This window comes from Microbacterium sp. IO18 (genome assembly GCF_049099505.1).
GTDB classification, from domain to species: domain Bacteria; phylum Actinomycetota; class Actinomycetes; order Actinomycetales; family Microbacteriaceae; genus Microbacterium; species Microbacterium aurugineum.
This window is the reverse complement of record NZ_JBMJAF010000001.1, coordinates 1,803,348-1,818,980: the sequence shown is the minus strand read 5'-3', so window position 1 is coordinate 1,818,980 and position 15,633 is coordinate 1,803,348. Positions and strand designations below refer to the sequence as shown.

The window sequence follows — 15,633 nt, the reverse complement described above, 5'->3', positions numbered from 1 at the left end:
TCGCAGCGTCGTCGTGTGTGCGGGATCAAAAACGCACCTCCGGAATGCTCCTCGGGGGCGTTTTTGATCCCGCACGCGCGGTCGGGCCGTGGACAAGGCCGCCGTCGCCGGGTTGAATCGAGGGCATGACGACCTCGCTCCTGGAGATCCTGGATGAGCACGTCGCGCGCGGCACGGCACCGGGGATCATCGGCGTGCTCGGCGCCCCCGACGGGTCTACCGAGATCGTCACGGCCGGTGATCTCCCGGCGGATGCGATCGTGCGCATCCAGTCCATGACGAAGCCGATCCTCGCCGTTGCGGCACTGCGTCTCGTGCAGGGCGGGCGCCTCCGACTCGACGATCCCGTGGAGCGCTGGCTGCCGGAGCTCGCCGACCGCCGGGTGCTGCGCACGCCGGACGCGCCGATCGACGATGTCCGTCCGGCGACGACGCCCATCACGTTGCGCCATCTGCTCACCAACACCTCCGGGTACGGCGTGCAGGTCGTGCCGTCTCCGCTGGCGATGGCGATGATCGGGAACAGGACGGCCGCGGGGCAGGAGCCGGTGGCGATGGGCGCTCCGGAGTGGATCGACGCGCTGGCCGCACTTCCGCTCGCGTTCGAACCCGGCTCCGGATGGCGCTATCACCACTCCTTCGGCATCCTCGGGGTGCTCCTCTCCCGCGTGGTCGACGGGTCGCTGGAGGAGCACCTTCGGCGTGACCTCTTCGAGCCTTTGGACATGGTCGACACCGGGTACACGGTTCCGCTCGAGCAGGCGCACCGGCTGCCCGCTGCGAACCGGCACACGGAGGGCGGACTGGTCGAGGTCGAGCCTGCGGGTGAGGGTTTCTCGGTCGCGCCGGCACCCTTCGACCTCAGCCACTCCGAACTCGTGTCGACCGCAGCCGACTATGCGGCCTTCGCGCGGATGCTGGCGACCGGGGGACGGCATGACGGAAAGGTCGTGGTCGAGCCCGAACTGCTGGCGGAGATGCGCACGGACCAGGTGCCTGCGAGCGCGAAGACCGACGACAGCTTCTTCCCGGGGTTCTGGGACGGCACGGGGTGGGGGTTCGGCGTCGCGATGCAGACCTCCGGGGCGAACGCCGGTCGCTACGGATGGTCAGGCGGGCAGGGGACGGACTTCTGGATCGACCCCGACGGTTCGTTCGGCATCGTGCTGAGCCAGGTCGAGATGGGCCCGGAGGTCATGGGCTTGTTCCGAGACGTCCAGCGGGTCGCTGACCCCGCGTGCGGGATCGAAAACGCCCCTGCGGGAAGCACTTGAGGCGCGTTTTTGATCCCGCACGCGGGCCGCGCACACAGGGATTCAGCGCTTCCAGTAGCCGCAGAAGCTGACCGCGTTCTTGTCGACCCCGCGTTCGCCGACGAGGTGCTTGCGGACCCCGGAGGCCAGCGCCTGCTCTCCCGCCGCATACGCGTGGAACGGAGCGGCGGGTAGCGCCGTACGGCCGAGAGTCTCGAGAGCGAGAACCCCGGGAGCCGTGTCGTGCGGACGCACGAGCCAGACGATCTCGACCCCCGGCGGATGCGGGAACGGCAGGGCATCCTCGTCGGACGGCACTTCGACGATCACGGTGCCGACGGCGTCCTCCGCCAGCGATGCGCTGATCGAGGCGATCGCGGGGAGGGCGGTCTCATCGCCGACGAGGAGGACGCGTTCGGTGCCGCGCTGCGGGTTGAAGGTGAGCCCCTCGTCGATGATCAGCACGTGTTCGCCGGGCTGGCAGGTCTCGGCCCAGTGCGATGCCGGGCCGGCCGTGCCCTCTGCCGCCGATCCGTGCAGCACGAAGTCCACATCGATCTCCGCACCGGCGTCCGCCGTGGCCGCGCGGTAGGCGCGCACGCTGTAGTTCCGCATCACGGGGCGCTCGTCGTCGGGGATGCGCAGGAACTTCAGGTAGCCGAACATCTTGTTCGCCTTCGCGGGCACGCGGTCGAGTCCCGCGTCGCCACCGATCGGCAGGAACAGCCGGAACCACTGATCGAACCCCATCGGGCGGAACTTCTCGATCTCACCACCGCCGAGCGTCACGCGGGACCAGTGCGCCGAGAGCCGTTGCGTGCGCAGCACCGTGAGGTGGAGGAGCTCGGCGCTCTCGGGCTTGACCAACTTGCTGTATGCCATGCGCGCCTTTCAGGGCAGCTGCCAGGGGAAGAACACCACGAAGAGCGCGGCGGAGACCAACAGCATCGCCGCGGTGAAGACGGTGTCTCGGGCACGGAACGGCACCAGGTGTCGCTCCGTGCGGGTGGGGTGCGCGCCGAAGGCCCGCGAGTCCATCGCCAGGGCCACGCGTTCGGCATGGCGGATCGCGCCGGCGAGCAGCGGAACGATGTAACCCCAGCCGCGGGCGACCCGTGCGAAGGGTCCGCGTCCGCCGTGGTAGCCGCGCACCCGGTGGGCGGCCCGGATGACGGCGAGCTCGTGTCCGAACCGTGGCACGAAACGGAAGGCTGCGAGCGCCGTATACCCGATCCGGTACGGGACCCTCAGCTGCTGCACGCCGGCACGGACGAGGTCGGGGCCGCTGGTGGTGAGACCGCCGACGAGGGCGAGGGAGACGATGGCGCCCAGACGCAGGGCCGTGGCGAAGCCGAGCAGCAGGGCACCGCTGTAGAGCGTCCAGTCGCCGATGCGCACGACGGGGGCGGTGTCGGCGACGAGCGCGGTGTCGACCCAGACCGAGAAGCCGATGCCGATCAGCAGCATCCCGGCGGGGAGGGCGAGCAGCAGGAGGGCCAGGAGGCGTGCGGTCAGCCGCGCGCCGAGCAGGATCAGGGCATACGCGAGCAGGAGGAACGCGGCCGGGGTGGCGAGGTCGCGGACGAACATGAGCAGCAGCATCGCGGGCGCGAACCCGGCCACCTTGGCGAGCGGGTTCAGGGCGTAGAGGAACTGCCGCGGGGAGGACGCCGTCATCCGGGCGTAGGGGTCGAAACCCGGACCGGTGGCGGCCGCGGTGCCGGGGACCACGCGGTCCGTGGCTTCGGCGCTCACGGGTGCACCCCGAGCCCGGCAGACGAAAGGACACGCTGCAGAGCGGGGAGGCGGAGCCCCGCATCGGCGAGCAGCCGCTCGTCCCGGAACAATGTCGATGTCGGGCCGCTCGCTCGCACCCGCCCGCCCGCGAGCACCACGACGTGGGAGGCGTGCTCTGCCACGAGCTGCAGATCGTGCGTGACGATCACGATGGTGGTGCCCTCGGTGCGCAGCTCCTGCAGCAGGTCGAGGAGCTCGGCCGCCCTGGCGCGGTCCTGGCCGAAGGTGGGCTCGTCCAGAGCGAGGACCCGCGGCCGGGTGATCAGTGCGGTGCCCACCGAGAGGCGCCGCTTCTCGCCGCCGGAAAGCAGGAACGGATGCACGTCCGCCTTGTGCGCGAGCCCGAAGCGCGTGAGCATGTCGTCGACGCGCACGGTGATCTCGGCGTCCGGAACCTGGCGCAGTCGCAGGCCGTGAGCCAGCTCGTCGAACACCGTGTGCGCGATGAACTGGTGCTCCGGGTTCTGGAACACGAATCCGACGCGTGCGGCGAGGTCGCGTGGTGAGGCGACGCCCGGGTCGATGCCGTCGACCGTGACCTGGCTTCGGGGCGGCGGCACGACGCCGGCGAGCGCCTGGATCAGCGTGGTCTTGCCCGCTCCGTTCGCCCCGACGATCGCCGTGAGGCTCCCCGTCTCCAGAGCGAGATCGATCCCGTGCAGGATCTCGGTGCGCCGTTTCTTGACGGAGAGCCCGCGCGCGCGGATGATCTCGTGGCCGGTGTGTGCGCGTGCATCGCGGTCCTCTTCACGCGGTGCGGGGATGGCCGCGGCCATCGCGGGGGAGTGCGGTGCCTCCTGGGCGAGCGCGTCAGCGAGCTCGTGCGGTGTGAGGGGGAGCGGATCGAGTCTCCGGCCCTCGTCCCGCAGCCGGAGTGCGGCGAGCGTGGCTCCCGGAAGCCACACGCCCATCGACACGAGTTCGTCGGCGTGCTCGCGGATGATCTCCGCCGCGGGGCCGTCGAAGACGACCGTCCCTTCGCGGCCGAGCACCAGCGTGCGGGTGACGAAGTCCATCGCCGCATCGAGGTTGTGCTCGACGAGGAGGATCGCCCGGTCACCGGCGGCGACGACATCCGCCAGCGCCGTGTATACGTCGTCGATGCCCTGCGGGTCGAGGTTGGCGGTCGGTTCGTCGAGCACGATCAGCGGGGAACCCATCGCGAGGGCGCAGGCGATCGCGAGTCGCTGCCTCCCTCCACCCGAGAGGTGATCGGGGTTCTCATCGCGGCGATCCCAGAGCCCGACGCGCCGCAGAGCCGCTTCGACCCTGTCGCGGACGACGTCGACGTCGAGGAGCAGGTTCTCGGGTCCGAACGCGACCTCGTCGTAGACCGTGCCCGTGACGATCTGCGTGTCCGGATCCTGGAACACCATCGCCACCTGCGTGCTGAGTGTCGCGGTCTCTGCGCTCGCCGAGTCGATGCCACCGGCCTCGACCGTGCCGACCATGCTCGCGGGCAGCGCATGCGGGATCAGACCGTTGAGCGCGAGGGTCAGTGTCGACTTGCCGGATCCGGACGGTCCGAGCAGCAGGACCACTTCGCCGGGGTGGATGTCGAACGTGACGTCACGGGGGGAGGGGTGCGCGGCATCGGCGTGGGTGAGGGAGAGGTCACGCACGCGGAGCAGAGGCGCGGATGGGCGCACGGCGGGGTCCCGGGTCGTCGGATCGTGGACTTCTAACTTAGCTGAGCCTTACCTGATCCGCCATCGAGCGGGGGTGACGCAGTGCGCCGGATCGAGCCCCGTCAGCGTCGGGCGACTCCGGCCCGGCGCAGCGCCGAACCGATGGCGAGCCCGATCGCGGTCCAGGCGACCGGGCCGAGCACCGAGATCGCGAGGTACAGGATCTGCGCCCACAGCGGCATGACCGAGAGATGGGCGGCGAAGAACACGACGACCGCCACGAAGATCCCGATGATCGCGGCCGAGAGGAAGAAGCGCCACGGACCCCAGGAGCGGTAGCGCGTGAGCGCAGCCACTCCTTCCTGGATCAGGCCGAACAGCAGGGCCGTGCCGATGAACCGCAGAGCCCAGGCCGGGTTGAAGGCGCTCGCGATCAGCGCTGCGAACACATGCGTGATCAGGGCGACGAGGGGAAGGCGCAGCACCTCCTGGGCGATGATCCCCGGGAGCACGTGCGAGCCGAGCACGAGGCCGTAGAGAAACAGCAGCGGGCTCGCCAGCAGGACCGGCGTCACCCATCCGGCGATGCCCGCGAGGATGCCCGTCGCGACGCCGATCGCTGCGCAGACGAGCAGGACGCGAGTCGTCAGGACGGAGGTGCGGGCCACGTCTCCAGCTTACTGTCGACCTATCGGGAGCCCTGCCGTGCAAAATCCTGGCGTATTGGCGAAGCCGGATTCGACCATCGGACAGTTGTCTTTCCGGGGTGACGAGCGAAGTCATTGTCGCCATGCTGGCGGAGTAGTAGTGATCGTCTACCGAATAGATGGTGCACTTTCTGGACCGGATGATCGATCCGTGCTTACCTGAGAGTGGGAAGCGGTCCGGGGGGATCTGTTCGGAGGATGTGGGCGATGTCGTCACGGGTGATGGTGGTTGTTGCGAGAGCCCTGAAGGCCTACCGCAAGTCGGAGAACGTAACTCAGGAAGAAGCGGCGAACCGAATTGGTTGCTCGCTCCCGACGTATCGGTATTTGGAGCAAGGGGTCTCTGAAGTGGGCCAGCTTCCTGACCCGAAGTTGAGCACTTTCATGCGCGCGCTGACGACTTTGGGGCTCGACGAGCCTGTGCTGAAAGCTCTCGAACACACGCTCAGCTCCGAGGGTGAAGACTCGGCCACCCATCTGGGCGGCTTGACGAATGCGCACAATTAGGATCCACGAAAGGACGAGCGAGTGTTTATCAAAACTAGAGGAATGCCTAAGCGGGTTGGCCTCAGGCATCGGGTCGCGATGATGGCGGTCGGGAGTGTGATGGCCGTCGGGCTTGCGGTCGGTACGGCCGCGCCGGCGCAGGCTGCTGTCGGTCTATGGGACGTCTATTCCAGTTGGTTCCAGGCAGTCGCAGGGCTCACCTCGACGGGGGGAGGCGGGACTTTCCAGGCCCACGCATACCTGGGGAACACCCACTCCTGGGGTGTGAAGTCGCAGTACAACACGAAGGCTGAGGTGAACGGCTACAGCCAGACGCACAACGCAATTCTGTATCGCAACGGCAGCACCTGGGCGAAAGCCCAGGGCTGAAAGACTTCGCGGTGGGACGTGGTGTCGCTCTTGCTGGTACCTCATCCTGCCGTATAGCAGGGGGAGAGATGACCACACGCGGATTCTTCGTCGTAGCGGTAGCGATGTTGGCATCGATGCTGTCCGGGTGCTTTCCCGCATCCGATGAAGGAAACGAACGCTTGGCCCCCTCACTGACCGCGCTTATCGATCAGGCGCTGGCGCAAGACGATCTGTCGGACTGGGACAGGGCGGCGCTGGAGAAGGCGAGCGCGGAGGGCCAGATCTCTCAGGCTGACTATGTCGAGGGGATGGACCTTTTCGACGCGTGTCTGAAGTCAGCGGGGATCGAGTTCACACGAACGACGCATTTGAACGGGGTCATCGAGTTTCAGCCGCCTCCCGGACAGTACTCCGATGTCGAGATCGAGGCGCAAGGGAAGGCACAGTACGAATGCTCGGTGAACGCCGTCACTCAGGAGATCTTTCGGATGCAGCAGGCGAACCCTGACCTGTTGACGGACTTCCCGCAGGCGGTCGTGAACTGCCTGAAGAAGGCCGGGGTGGTCGACGACGAGTTCACCAAAGAGGACTTCGAGAACGTTGCCGGTTCCAAGACGGGGTCAGCTGAGTATCCGTTCGATGTGATGGATCCCGAGGCGCAGACCTGCCTCTATTCCCTGGGATACACCGTGAAAGTTGTCGAATAACGGAAGCGCGCTGAGCAGTCTTGGGTTGAGTAGGGCATTGCCCGTTGACGTTTAGGGGTTAGGGGTTCGGGTGAAGCGCGCTTTCGCTGTCATCGCAGCGTTCGTACTTGGCTCTGGTGTTGTCGTCGGGGCGGCCTTCGCGTATTACCTCCTGCCATCCCCGGACGGCGATCTGGCCCCTAGCCCGTATGAGAAGACTTACCCGGTGACGCTCGTGGACTTCGCCGATCAGCGAACGTTGCCGCTCGCACCGACCTTCGCAGAGGGCGCAGAGCTACGAGCAGCAGCGGCGGGGGTGGTGACGAGCAACGACTGTATTCCTGGACAGGCTTTCGTCTCTGGCAAGGTGGCATTCTCTGTTGATGGCTCACCCGTAGTCGCACTGTCCGCGGACGTGCCCTTCTACCGGGATCTTCGCTGGGGAGACACCGGCTCTGATGTCGATTCTCTCCGCCGTGCGCTCGCGGCTCTAGGGTACTCGGTCGCGGCATCTGGAGAGTTCAGCAGCGACGTTGCCGAGGCGCTCTCCAAGATTCAGGATTCAGAAGGCCTTGCGTTCGATGACGGTGGCTTCCATCTCACGGACTTCCTCTGGGTGCCGGCCGGAGCTGCGGTGGTCGCCTCCTGCGAGGCGAAGATCGGGCAAAGCTACATGTCGGGATCCGTCTTCGCTACGACGGCGAGCACTCTCACCGCCTTGTCGTTGGCAGGTAGTGAAACTGAGCCGTTGGTTCCTGGCGAGCGAAAGCTCCAGGTGTTCGGGGTCGACATTGTGATGCCGGAGAACGGTGTCCTCGCAGACCCGAAGGATCTCGCGCAGATCGCCGCCTCGCCAGAGGCGAAAGGCAAGCTCAGCGGGGAAGGCGAAGATAGCTTGGCGTCAATCTCCAGCACGAGCGAATTGGTCACCCCTCTCCGTGTAGCTCCCGTCCCTGCGGCGAGCGTTTTCAATGTTCAGGGGGCTCAGGGGTGCGTCGCCTCGGAGAGCACGTCATATCCGGTCACCGTGGTCGGCGTGAACTTGGGGATGTCTCAGGTCATTTTCGACGGCGTCCCACCGCCAAACGTTCTCCTCCAACCTGGCACGGAGCCGTGTCGTGAGGGATGAGGGGCCGGCCGTTGTTCTTCAGGGGGTCGGGCACGGATGGAGCGATGGGCCGCCTCTCTTCGATGGCATCAGTGCGACGCTCCAGCGCGGTGACGTCACCGCACTGACCGGGCCATCAGGATCCGGAAAATCGACGCTGCTATCGATCATCGCAGGCTGGCTCACCCCAACGCGGGGAAACGTCCAGCGGATCAAGATAGATCGAACTCATTGGGTTTTCCAGAACCCTTACGGGCAACCGCGACGCACGACGCTTGACCACGTGTCTTACCCTTTCCTCGCTCGAGGATTAGCACGAACAGCCGCGGATCGAGAGTCAATGGGACTTCTGGTCAGATTCGGCCTCGAAGATCGAGGGGATCGGCCTTTCGCCGATCTTTCTGGAGGTGAGGCCCAAAGGCTGATGCTTGCCCGTGCTGTCGCAACCCGACCCGATCTTCTCCTCGTCGACGAACCCACCGCGCAGCTCGATCGCGTCGCGGCCCGAACCGTGAATGATGTGCTTGCTGGGCTCGCTGACGCCGGCGCGATCGTGCTTGTGGCCTCCCACGATGCCGATACCGTACGCGCGTGCAAGGGCTCGATCGATCTAGGAAGCGTGCGCTGATGCGATTCCTCGATGTCTTCGGGGAGGCGATCCGCAATATCCGGTCCGGATCCAGCCGTGCCGGCATACTCGTGCTGATCCTCGTAGCCGGATCGACTGCTCTTCTCGCAGTCGATGCTGCCTCGGTGGGAGCATTGCAGGAACGAGTCCACAATGTCCGTGACCAAGCGGGAGCGGTCCGTGTCCTCGTTGCAGACGAAGCAATCGAACCAAGCGCGTGCGCGAGCCTCGAGGAGCTGAAGAGCATCACCGATGCTGGGCCAATCTGGCAGCTTGAACCGATACACCTTCTCGCGCTGCCCCGGGTCAAGGTGCCCTTCTTTGAACTCAGTCCCGGAGTCGCGCGGATGTTGAAATTCCCAAGCATCCGGACCGGTGGAATCTACCTCCCGGAATCTCTCGCCGAACGCTGGCACGCCCACGAAGGAAGCGGGCTCGACACCTCGAACGGCACCATCGTGGTTGACGGCATCTACAAGTACTCCGAAGACGACGGTCGCGACCCGCGCTTCGCCAACGCCATCGTTGTCGTCGGCGAAGCCTCTGTGCGAGCGTCTGAATGCTGGTATAGCGTCTGGCCCCCATCGAATGTGGCCGACAAGTACGTCTACGGTGCTGTCACCTCCTCCGGACAAGGCGACTCCGCCCCGCAGATCGCTCCGTTGAACCCGACGATCGGACAGCGGTTCGATTTTGCGCACGAGTACGCCACACGCGTGACAGCGCTCACATCTGGGGGAGTCGTCATCCTTTTCGGGATGCTAGCCTTCACCTTCACTGCTCGCAGGCGGATGGAACTGGCAGGCAATTTGCACGCAGGCGCACGTCGTCGCGATGTCCTCGCGGGGATCGCGACAGAAACCTTCATCTGCGCATCTGCGGCAGCCATCGCTATTTTCTTCTTCGCGCGGCTGGCCGCGAGGCTCTTCCTCCGTGAAACGATCACCGGATACGAGACATCCTTGATGATCACTATGGCCATTGCCATCGGTGCCGCCATTATCGGGTCAGCCATACCCGCGATGCTGACGCGAGAGCGGCGGCTCTTCACTTTCTTCAAGTTTCGCGCTTGACTCGGCTGATTGCACGCGAAGCGTGATGTATTCCCAGGTGTTCGTAGATAGGCAAGCCTTTCCGCGGAGGCACCCCAGGGCGGCGGGTGGTGGAACGCATCCGTAGTTCGCCGACCTCGCCGACATCCTAGTGTCGACCTATTGGGGGCGGCGCCACGCCCCGGCCCTGGCCTATCGGCGAAGCCGCCCTGACCGATCGACCACATCTCGTCTCGATCGGCGAGGGCGGGGCTATGTTGGCCGCGGTGCAGCAACGCGGCTGCATCGTGATCATCGGGAGCACCACATGGGTCGAACACCCCTCCGGATGGCAGCAGCCACCACCCTGGCGACGCTGTTCATCGCATCCACGGCAACCACCGGTTTCGCGGCGACCGAGGAGGTGACGCACCCCGTTCCGGTCGCCGGCACCCCAGGGCACTACATCGTGGTCATGAAAGCAGACCCCCTCGCCACCTACGAGGGCGACGTCAAGGGCCTGAAGGCGACGAAACCCGCCGAGGGTGAGCAGCTCGAGACCCAGTCGCAGGACTCGCAGCGGTACGTCAAGCACCTCGAATCCGAGCAGACCGACCTCGTCAGCGACATCGGCGTCACCCCGGACACGACCTACCAGGTCGTGCTCAATGGGTTCAGCGCCGACCTCAGCGGCGAACAGGTCGATGCGCTCCGTGCGTCGAAGGACGTGCTGGGCGTGTACCCCGATGAGACCCGTCACCCGGATGCGCAGACGTCGACCGACTTCCTCGGTCTCGGCGACGACCGCAAGGGCCGTGGTGGCGTGTGGCAGCAGACCGGAGGCGTAGACAAGGCCGGAGAAGGCGTCGTGGTGGGTGTGATCGACACCGGCATCGCCCCGGAGCACCCCTCGTTCGACGGCAAGAAGCTCAAGAAGCAGAAGAAGCAGCACGACCGGCACAAGGGCAAGCAGCCCTACACCGACGGGAAGTACGTCTACTTCGACAAGTCCGACGGCGGCCAGTTCCAGTCCGCGATGGTGGAAGCCCAGGACTGGGACAAGCGCGACTACTCCTCCAAGCTGATCGGCGGCCAGTACTTCTACGCCGGAGCCGAGGCCGCCGGCTTCGACTTCCAGTACGACTACCTCTCGCCGCGTGACGGCGACGGTCACGGATCCCACACCGCGAGCACCGCGGCGGGCAACTTCAAGGTCAAGGCCTCCATCGAGGATGTCGACTTCGGCACGGTGTCCGGCGTCGCGCCGGGCGCGAAGGTCGCCGCCTACAAGGCCTGCTACGTCGGTCCCGACCCTGCGGTCACCACGGATGACATCTGCGCCCTCAGCGACCTCGTCGCCGCGATCGACCAGGCCGTCGCCGACGGTGTCGACGTGATCAACTACTCGATCGGCGGCGGTGCCGCCAGCACAGTGATGGCTCCCGAGGACCTCGCGTTCTTCAACGCCGCGGCCGCGGGTGTCTTCGTCGCGACCAGCGCCGGCAACGACGGTCCGGACCCGGTCACCGCCGACCACGCCTCGCCCTGGTACACGACGGTCGCCGCCTCCACCATCCCCACCTGGGAGGGCACCGTGCAGTTCGACGGGTTCGAGCAGGCCGGAGCGTCGGTGAGCGTGCCGTTCGGCGAGAGTGTCACCGGCCCGTCCATCGCGGCGGTCGACGCCGGGGCGGCGGGAGCGGTCGACGCGCAGCTCTGCCTGCCCGGCACCCTCGACCCGGCCAAGGTCGCCGGACACCTCGTCGTGTGCGACCGCGGCAGCAACGCACGTGCCGAGAAGTCGCAGGTCGTGAAGGATGCCGGCGGCATCGGCATGGTTCTCGTGAACGTGCCCGGTGGAGCGGACTCGCTCGACAACGACTTCCACGCCGTGCCGACCGTCCACCTCAACGCCGAGTACCGCGAAGCCGTGCTCGCGTACGTGCAGGGTGGCGTCGATCGGCCGATCACGCTGGTCGGTGAGAACACGACGGGCGTGACCACCCCCACGCCGCAGATCGCGGGCTTCTCGAGCCGCGGACCGATGCTCGCCGACGGCAGTGATGTGCTGAAGCCGGACGTGGCGGCCCCCGGTGTCGCGATCCTCGCGGCGACGAACAACGCCCCCGGAGAGAAGCCGACCTTCGGCATCCTCTCCGGCACGTCGATGGCCTCACCGCACGTCGCCGGTCTCGGAGCGCTCTACCTCGGTGAGCACCCGAAGGCGACGCCGGCGGAGATCCGTTCGGCGATGATGACGACCGCCTATGACACCGTCCTGCCCGACGGATCGAAGAACACGAACCCGTTCGAACAGGGCGCGGGACAGGTCGACGCGACGCGGTACCTGAACCCGGGTCTGCTCTACCTCAACGGAGTGAAGGACTGGGCGGCGTTCCTCGACGGGAAGGGCCTGTCGGACTTCCCCGGCATCGATCCCATCGACGGCAGCGACCTGAACCAGGCATCGATCTCGATCGGCTCGCTGGCCAGCGCGCAGACCGTCACCCGGTCGGTCACGTCGACCCAGAAGGGGACGTTCACCGCGAAGGCCTCGGTCCCGGGAGTGCACGTCAAGGTCACCCCGTCGCAGTTGACCTTCGACAAGCCGGGGCAGACGAAGACCTTCACGGTCACGTTCGACAACAGCGACGCTCCGGTGGAGCAGTGGGCCACCGGCACGCTGACCTGGACGAGCAAGAAGAACACGGTGCGTTCCCCGATCGCGGTGTTCCCGGTGACGGCGGATGCTCCGGCCGAGGTCACGGGTACCGGAGCGGACGGCAGCACGGCGGTCGAGATCACCCCCGGTCTCGACGGCGACCTGGCGCTCGACCTCTCGGGCCTCACCGCCTTCGACCTGCTCAGCGACCCGGACAACCCGGTCGAGGGGCACTCGGGCGACGAGAACTCCGGTGACGCGAACAAGGACGTGGCGTGGATCGTCGATGTGCCGGAGGGGACCACCCTCTCGCGGTTCGACCTCGACTCCTCGGACGACGACAGCAGCGACCTGGACCTCACCGTGTATCGCGTGGTGAGCCCGGACGACCTGCGGTACTACGAGCGGTGGCAGTCGGCGACCGGTTCGGCGGACGAGCAGGTCACGCTCCCCGCGCCGACCGCCGGGACCTACCTCGTGGTCGCGAACATGTACTCGACGACGGGTCCGATGACGTGGGACATGACCTACGCCAACGTGCAGCCCGGCGGAGAGGGCGCGTTCGCCGCGACCCCGAACCCGATCGCCGCCGTTCGCGGCGAGAAGACGAGCTACGAGCTCAGCTGGACGGGCCTCACGGCCGGTACCCGGTACCTGGGGCTGGTCCGCTACGGCGACTCCGAGGTCCGCACCGTGGTGACGGTCACCGTCCCGGCGGGTGAAGCGCCCGACGCCGAGGTCCCGCCGACCGAAGCGCCCGAGACGGACGCTCCGGAGACGGAGGCTCCGCCGACTGAGGCCCCCGAGACGGACGTGCCGCCGACGGAGGCGCCCGAGACGGAGGCTCCGCCGACGGCCAAGCCGGAGTAGCCCCCACAGCACAGCGCCCCGCGGTCTCCCTTCCGCGGGGCGCTGTGTGCGTCCGGGCCTGTGTCCGGCGGCGCCTTGCAGCGCCGACTGAATCGTGATTCAATGCGGCTATTGAATCATGATTCAGTCGACTCGAACAGTCGCATCCGGTGGGGAGACGAGATGGCGGAGCAGAGACGCCGACGAGTGAACGTGGTGGCCGGAGATCGTCGTCGCGAACTGCGTGAGGCCGCGAGCGGCATCGTGCGTGAGGAGGGCTTCGGCGCGGCGACCGTGAAGGCCATCACCGCTCGTGCGGGAATGAGCGCGGGCCTGCTCTACACCTACGTGGACAGCGTCGACGATCTGCTCGCCGATGTCTTCCGACAGTGCGCCGGGGCCGAGCTGACGGCGGTGGACGATGCGGTGCACGCCGCGCCCGATGATGCTCGTGCGCGTCTGGTCGCTCTGATCGAGACGTTCGCGGCGCGCGCACTCCGCGGACGGCGACTGGCCTGGGCGCTCCTCGCCGAGCCCGTCGGCCGCGCCGTCGATGAGGAGCGCCTCGCCTACCGCCGCGGCTACGCCGCCCTGTTCGATGAGATCGTCCGACAGGGGATCGCTTCTGAGGTCTTCGCTCCGCAGGATCCGGCGATCACGGCGGCGGGACTCGTCGGCGCGATCGGTGAGGCGCTCACCGGACCACTGTCCCCGGTCTCCGGCGTCGAGGACGCACCCGACCCCGAGTCCGTCGTGGCGACGATCACGGCCCTGTGTCTGCGCGCTGTGGGGGAGAGATGAGCACGCACCACGTCACGAATCAGGCGCCGGAGCGCGTCGGCGTGGACGAGTACGGCACGAACACGGCGCTCGTCGAGGGGGTCGAGCGCTATGACGCCGCATGGGCGCACCCGGGACTGCACGAGATCGGCGTCCGTGTGGGCGGCGAGCAGTTCCAGGAGGATGCGCGACGGGCCAACAGGAACAAGCCGGTCCTGCGCACCCACGACCGCTGGGGGCACCGCATCGACGAGGTCGACTACGACCCGTCGTACCACCGCGTGCTCGGCGCGGCCGTCGCGGCGGGGGCGCACACCTCGGCTTTCGCCGCCCCGCGGCCCGGTGCGAACGTCGCTCGTGCCGCATCGTTCATGCTGTTCGCCCAGGTCGAGCCCGGGCACGCCTGCCCGGTGTCGATGACGCATTCCGTCGTGCCGGTCGTCGCCGCGCAGCCGGAACTGGCCGCGCAATGGATGCCGCGACTCCTGTCGATCCGATACGACTCCACCCTGTCCCCCGGAAAGCCCGGCGCGTTGTTCGGCATGGCCATGACCGAGAAGCAGGGCGGTTCGGACGTGCGCTCGAACACGACCGTCGCCGCGCCGCTCGGGGGCGGACGCTACGCGTTGACGGGGCACAAGTGGTTCTGCTCCGCGCCGATGTCGGACGCCTTCCTCGTCCTCGCTCAGGCGCCTGGTGGCCTCTCCTGCTTCCTGCTCCCGCGCCTGCGCGAAGACGGAACGCGCAACGAGATCCGGATCATGCGCCTGAAGGACAAGCTCGGCAACGTCTCCAACGCGTCGAGCGAGGTGGAGTACGAAGGCGCCGTCGCCCACCTCGTCGGGGAGGAGGGGCGTGGTGTGCGCACGATCATCGAGATGGTCACCCACACCCGGCTGGACTGCATCCTGGGCTCGCTGGCAGGCATGCGTCAGGCGACCGCCGAAGCAGCCTGGCACGTGCGGCACCGGTCCGCATTCGGTCGTACGCTGATCGACCAGCCGGCGATGACCGCCGTGCTCGCCGACCTGCAGCTCGAGACCGAGGGGGCCACCGCTGCGGCGCTCAGACTCGCGCGCGCCTACGACGCCGATGCCGACGAGCAGGAGACCGCTTTTCGTCGTCTCGGAACCGCGGTCATGAAGTACTGGGTCTGCAAGCGCGGACCCGCGCATGCGGCCGAAGCGCTCGAATGTCTCGGCGGCAACGGGATCACCGAAGACTTCCCGCTCGCCCAGCGCTACCGCGAGCAGCCGGTCATGGCGGTGTGGGAGGGGTCGGGCAACGTCATCGCCCTCGACGTCCTGCGTGCGCTGGCCCGCGAGCCGCAATCCTTCGAGGCGTTCGACGCGGAAGTGGCGCTCGCCGCCGGGCAGGATCCCCGACTCGACGCGCACATCGCCCGCACGCGGGATCGCGTTCGCCGCATCACGGAGGATCCTGCGGCCGAGGCGCGGGCACGGAGGCTGGTCGCCGACCTCGCGCTGTCGCTGGAGGCATCGCTCCTGATCCGTACCGCCCCTTCCGCCGTCGCGGAGGGGTTCCTCGCGGCGCGCCTCGGCGAGGGGATGGGGCGACTGTTCGGCGAACTCCCCGAAGACGTCGAGGCCGGCGCCATCGCCGCCCGGGCGTGACGATCTCCGTGT

14 protein-coding genes are annotated in these 15,633 nt (G+C 67.3%); 10 read left to right on the top strand and 4 right to left on the bottom strand.

Annotated elements, in window-relative coordinates; all coding sequences use genetic code 11:
• Positions 1-125: 125 nt before the first annotated feature.
• A complete protein-coding gene (locus ACLF6J_RS08760) occupies positions 126-1,274 on the top strand; it encodes a serine hydrolase domain-containing protein (protein WP_134352869.1) in 1,149 nt (382 codons plus the stop codon).
• A 42-nt stretch (positions 1,275-1,316) separates the two neighbouring features.
• Here ACLF6J_RS08760 and ACLF6J_RS08755 read toward each other — a convergent pair whose 3' ends face one another.
• From ACLF6J_RS08755 to ACLF6J_RS08740, 4 genes are all read right to left on the bottom strand, one after another.
• Entirely contained in the window at positions 1,317-2,135 is an 819-nt protein-coding gene (locus ACLF6J_RS08755) for a siderophore-interacting protein (RefSeq protein ID WP_134352870.1), read from the bottom strand.
• Positions 2,136-2,144: 9 nt separating this feature from the next.
• A complete protein-coding gene (locus ACLF6J_RS08750; protein WP_134353943.1) occupies positions 2,145-2,930 on the bottom strand; it encodes an energy-coupling factor transporter transmembrane component T in 786 nt (261 codons plus the stop codon).
• A gap of 74 nt (positions 2,931-3,004) precedes the next feature.
• Entirely contained in the window at positions 3,005-4,699 is a 1,695-nt protein-coding gene (locus ACLF6J_RS08745; RefSeq protein WP_134352871.1) for an ABC transporter ATP-binding protein, read from the bottom strand.
• A gap of 101 nt (positions 4,700-4,800) precedes the next feature.
• Entirely contained in the window at positions 4,801-5,346 is a 546-nt protein-coding gene (locus tag ACLF6J_RS08740) for an ECF transporter S component (protein WP_047522418.1), read from the bottom strand.
• A 246-nt stretch (positions 5,347-5,592) separates the two neighbouring features.
• On the opposite strand from ACLF6J_RS08740, the gene ACLF6J_RS08735 reads away from it, so the two are divergent.
• From ACLF6J_RS08735 to ACLF6J_RS08695, 9 genes are all read left to right on the top strand, one after another.
• Positions 5,593-5,892, top strand: coding sequence for a helix-turn-helix domain-containing protein (locus tag ACLF6J_RS08735; protein WP_166804692.1), 300 nt, complete (start codon positions 5,593-5,595; stop codon positions 5,890-5,892).
• A 42-nt stretch (positions 5,893-5,934) separates the two neighbouring features.
• Positions 5,935-6,261, top strand: coding sequence for a hypothetical protein (locus ACLF6J_RS08730; RefSeq protein ID WP_134352873.1), 327 nt, complete (start codon positions 5,935-5,937; stop codon positions 6,259-6,261).
• A gap of 68 nt (positions 6,262-6,329) precedes the next feature.
• Complete coding sequence (locus ACLF6J_RS08725) at positions 6,330-6,950, top strand: hypothetical protein (protein WP_134352874.1); 621 nt, start codon at positions 6,330-6,332, stop codon at positions 6,948-6,950.
• Between the two features lie 70 nt (positions 6,951-7,020).
• Positions 7,021-8,058: a peptidoglycan-binding protein gene (locus ACLF6J_RS08720; RefSeq protein WP_134352875.1), complete on the top strand. Its 1,038-nt coding sequence runs from the start codon at positions 7,021-7,023 to the stop codon at positions 8,056-8,058.
• Entirely contained in the window at positions 8,048-8,665 is a 618-nt protein-coding gene (locus tag ACLF6J_RS08715) for an ATP-binding cassette domain-containing protein (protein WP_166804693.1), read from the top strand. Before ACLF6J_RS08720 ends, ACLF6J_RS08715 begins: the two co-directional genes overlap by 11 nt.
• Positions 8,665-9,738 (top strand): hypothetical protein, encoded by a 1,074-nt coding sequence (locus ACLF6J_RS08710; protein ID WP_134352876.1) that lies wholly within the window; start codon positions 8,665-8,667, stop codon positions 9,736-9,738. The genes ACLF6J_RS08715 and ACLF6J_RS08710 overlap by 1 nt, the downstream gene beginning before the upstream one ends.
• Before the next feature lie 307 nt (positions 9,739-10,045).
• Entirely contained in the window at positions 10,046-13,228 is a 3,183-nt protein-coding gene (locus tag ACLF6J_RS08705) for a S8 family peptidase (protein ID WP_166804694.1), read from the top strand.
• A 162-nt stretch (positions 13,229-13,390) separates the two neighbouring features.
• Positions 13,391-14,008, top strand: coding sequence for a TetR/AcrR family transcriptional regulator (locus ACLF6J_RS08700; protein WP_166804695.1), 618 nt, complete (start codon positions 13,391-13,393; stop codon positions 14,006-14,008).
• Complete coding sequence (locus ACLF6J_RS08695) at positions 14,005-15,621, top strand: acyl-CoA dehydrogenase family protein (RefSeq protein WP_134352879.1); 1,617 nt, start codon at positions 14,005-14,007, stop codon at positions 15,619-15,621. Before ACLF6J_RS08700 ends, ACLF6J_RS08695 begins: the two co-directional genes overlap by 4 nt.
• Positions 15,622-15,633 lie beyond the last annotated feature (12 nt).